The 3,553-nt window shown below is 61.8% G+C and carries 3 protein-coding genes and 1 pseudogene; 1 reads left to right on the forward strand and 3 read right to left on the reverse strand.

Annotated features, from left to right (window positions below; translation table 11 throughout):
• The 3 genes and pseudogenes from ABIZ35_RS21605 to ABIZ35_RS21615 all read right to left on the reverse strand — a co-directional run.
• Positions 1–252, reverse strand: a pseudogene (locus tag ABIZ35_RS21605) (hypothetical protein); the annotation flags it as partial.
• Between the two features lie 107 nt (positions 253–359).
• A complete protein-coding gene (locus ABIZ35_RS21610) occupies positions 360–791 on the reverse strand; it encodes a hypothetical protein (protein WP_348222002.1) in 432 nt (143 codons plus the stop codon).
• Positions 792–901: 110 nt separating this feature from the next.
• Entirely contained in the window at positions 902–3,040 is a 2,139-nt protein-coding gene (locus ABIZ35_RS21615; protein ID WP_348222003.1) for an EAL domain-containing protein, read from the reverse strand.
• 210 nt (positions 3,041–3,250) lie between these two features.
• Between ABIZ35_RS21615 and ABIZ35_RS21620 the strand changes: the two genes are divergently transcribed.
• The gene (locus tag ABIZ35_RS21620; protein WP_348222004.1) at positions 3,251–3,448 is read left to right on the forward strand and encodes a hypothetical protein; all 198 of its coding nucleotides are present in this window, start codon (positions 3,251–3,253) and stop codon (positions 3,446–3,448) included.
• Positions 3,449–3,553: the final 105 nt, after the last annotated feature.

The raw sequence follows: 3,553 nt of genomic DNA on the forward strand, positions 1-3,553 counted from the left end.
CTCCAGCGGCTGCGTGACGAGCAGCTCCGTGTCCGACCCGCCCTCCGTGATGGCGGGCGTGAAAACAATCGTAGGGTTCGCGGGCGCCCCGGCCGCCCGCGCCCCCTGCCCGGCGGCGCGCACATCATGCGTCGCCGCCGAAGCGCGCGGATTATCGCGAAGCGCCAGCGTGACCGCCTCGGTGATGGTTAAGGGCGCGGCGTGAGCCGGCGCCGCCAAGAATAGACATAGGAAAACGAGAATGAATCGCATGGATCCTCCAGAGTAAAGAAACAGAAGGGAGGTTTCAGACCGCAGGCATGGCGAAGACGCGGATCGTCACACGTGACGACGCGATGCGGACCATGCGGCAAGAAGGATCAGGCGATGGGAGGGGCGCGGGGAGAAACAGAAGACTTGCGTGCGGAACGTGTGGGCGGGCCGCGCGTTTCCGCGCGATCTCGCGGCGCGGCGATCAGAATAATCTGAAAATCGGCGATGTAAGCAGCGCTCAGCCAGGCGATGGGTGGGGCGAAGTGCAGGTCGGAAGCGACACGGATGGAGGGAGCGGGAGAGGCGACGCCGATCGAGCAGGAGCACGATGGCTTGTCGATGGAGGCGCCGGTCGCGTGGGAAGGGGCGGCGGTTTGGGAGTGCTGTGTGGCGCAGGCGCCGCTTTCGCAGCAGCACGCCATCACGGCGACGACGCAGTCCCGGCAAGCCGACGACGCCATACAATCCCGCAGGGGGACCAGGGTCATCAGCAGCAAGAGGACGATCAGTATTCGGCTGACAGGCGTTCGGATGGGCATCAATGGGTGTCTACGGATTACAGGGCCGGCGCGTTCCCAATATGGAAACATTCGTCCAGCGTTTCACGATCCAGTATACCACACAGGGAATTTGATTCCCTGCGCGCCCCTTAGCCCGCCAGGCACTCGTCCGTTTTTGTCAGCAGCTGGGTGAGCTCGGCCGCAGGGACCGGGCGGCTGAACAGATAGCCCTGCATTCGATCGCTGCCAAGACGGCGCAGGATGTCGCGCTGGAACTCGTGCTCCACGCCTTCCGCAACAACTTTGAGATCCAGACCGTGGGCGAGATCGATCACGGATTTGATCACGGCGCGGTCTTTAGGATCGTCGCCGAGCGAGGAGACGAAGGAGCGGTCGATCTTGATGACATCGACAGGGTAGCGGCGCAGATAGGACAGCGCGGAGTAGCCGGCCCCGAAATCATCGATGGAGATCTGGACGCCCAGGTGCTTCAGCGTCTGAAGCACGCGGGCGGCGTGAGTGGCGTTCTTCACGATGGTCGTTTCGGTCAGCTCCAGGTCGAGGCAGTGCGGCGGCAGATCGGTTTCGGCCAGAATACGGGCGACGGTGTCCGCCAGATCGCGTGTCTCAAACTGGCGGGCCGAGACATTGACCGCGACCCGAAAGTGAAACCCGGCGTCGCGCCAGCGCTTCGCCTGTCGGCACGCTTCGCGCAGCACCCAGTTGCCGATTGGAACGATCAGCCCCATCTCCTCAGCCAGAGGAATGAACTTATTGGGAGGCACGAGCCCCAGCTCGGGATGGAGCCAGCGGACGAGGGCTTCCGCGCCGTCGATCGCTCCGGTGATGAGGTTGACCTGAGGCTGGTAGTGCAGGATCAGCTCGCCGGAGTCCACGGCGTGATGCAGCCCGTTCTCCAGTTTCAATCGCTCCATGGCGGTCTCGTTCATCGCCGTCGCGTACATCTCATAGCCGCTGCGCCCATGGTCCTTGGCGCCGTACATGGCGACATCCGCATGCCGCAGCAGCGTGGTCATGTCCTGACCATCCCGGGGGAAGACGCTCACACCGATACTGGCGGTGACATAAAGGCTCTGCCCCGCCAAAATGAGCGGCTCCTGAAGAGACTCCAGAAGCCGCTCGGCCACGGCCGCCGCCGCGTCGGCGTCGGCGATCTCCGGCAGCAGCACGGTGAACTCATCGCCGCCCATACGGGCGAGCAGGTCCCCGGCGCGCACGCATCCGACAAAGCGGCGCGCCACTTCCTGCAGCAGCGCATCGCCGGCCAGATGCCCCAAGGTATCGTTGATCTGTTTGAAGCGGTCGAGATCAATGAACAGGACCGCGGCCAGGCGCCCCTCGGCGCGGGCGACGGCCAGCGTCTGCTCCACGCGCTCCTGGAAAAAGATGCGGTTGGGAAGTCCGGTCAGGCTGTCGTGCATCGCCTGATGCCGGATCATGTCCTCGGCCTGCTTGCGCTCCGTCACATCGGCGTACATTCCCAGGATGCCGAACACCGAGCCGTCCTCGCCGCGCAGCGGAACTTTGCTGGTGAGCACCTGAAGCTCGCGGCCGTCGGGCTGCAGCTGCGTTTCTTCGATATTGAAAAGAGGATCGCCCTTCTCCATCACTTCCCGGTCGCACTGCCGGTAAAAGTCCGATTCCTCGCGAGACCAGGGCAGATCGTAGTCGGTTTTGCCGATGATCTCCTCTGGCGAGCTCAGTCCCGCATGGCGGGCGAAATTCATATTGCAGCCCTGGTAGACGGAAGCGCGGTCCTTCCAGAAAACGGCGTGTGGGATCGCCGTGAGAACATTGCTGAGCACCTGACGCTGCCGCCAGACGGCGAGCTCCGCTTCCTTGCGCTCGGTCACGTCTTCATAGGAGCCGATAAGTCCCACCACTTTTCCATCAGCGTCGTGCAGTGGGATCTTGCTGGTGTCCATCCAGGCGACCCGCCCGTCCGGATGACAGATCTGTTCGATAAAATGGTAATCAGGGACATCATTGTCCATGACACGTCGATCGACCAGTCGGAACCATTCCGTTTCTTCCGGGCGCCAGCGCAGGTCGAAGTCGGTTTTGCCGGCGAGGGCGGACGTGCAATCAACCCCGGCGTCCCGCGCGAACTTCGCGTTGCCGCCCTGATAAACCGACTGTGCGTTCTTCCAGAAAATCAGCTGCGGTAGATGATCCAGAATCCGCTGTAATTTTTTTGCCTGCGCGTAACCGGAGCTCTTCACGCGCCGCTGGGGAGACGCTCCGTTGGCCACTCGACATTTCTTCATTCTCTTATTATCGGCGAAAAAGGCGCCAAAATGGATACGCGAAAGACAGCCGAGCGCGAAAATTGTCTCGCGTGATGATAATTTTCGGCGAAATACGCCGTTCAGAGAGATTTTCACCGATTCCCCTTCCCTTCTCGCGGAAATAATGTGATATAATCGTCGGGTTGGATGGGCGCGGAGAACGCGCGCCACGAAAGGACATGGATTACTATGGCGTACTCGGCAAAGAGCAAGAAGAGCGGCACGGAATACTTTCTGCACGCGCGCACCGCGGCGAACGGCAAGACAAAGCTTTACTTCTTCGGCAAGGAAGTGAAGGACGGCGCTGTGGATGAGCTTCCCGAAGGCTACGAAGTCTCGGAGAACAGCGCCACGGGACTTCCGATCCTGAAGAAGAAGCAGGCGTAGGAAGCGAGCTTCGCCTTCCACGAAATTGCGCGGCGGCGCAAGCCCCTGCCCGGCGGCGCGGACAATTTGTCCGCGCCGTTTTTTCATGTTTGCATTCTAGTGCAC

The organism is Capsulimonas sp. (assembly GCF_039929585.1).
Lineage (GTDB): Bacteria > Armatimonadota > Armatimonadia > Armatimonadales > Capsulimonadaceae > Capsulimonas.

Bases quoted from the DNA above. Each gene is read 5' to 3' on its own strand.
- ABIZ35_RS21610 (WP_348222002.1), bottom strand. From the start codon at position 791: ATGCCCATCCGAACGCCTGTCAGCCGAATACTGATCGTCCTCTTGCTG.
- ABIZ35_RS21615 (WP_348222003.1), bottom strand. From the start codon at position 3,040: ATGAAGAAATGTCGAGTGGCCAACGGAGCGTCTCCCCAGCGGCGCGTG.
- ABIZ35_RS21620 (WP_348222004.1), top strand. From the start codon at position 3,251: ATGGCGTACTCGGCAAAGAGCAAGAAGAGCGGCACGGAATACTTTCTG.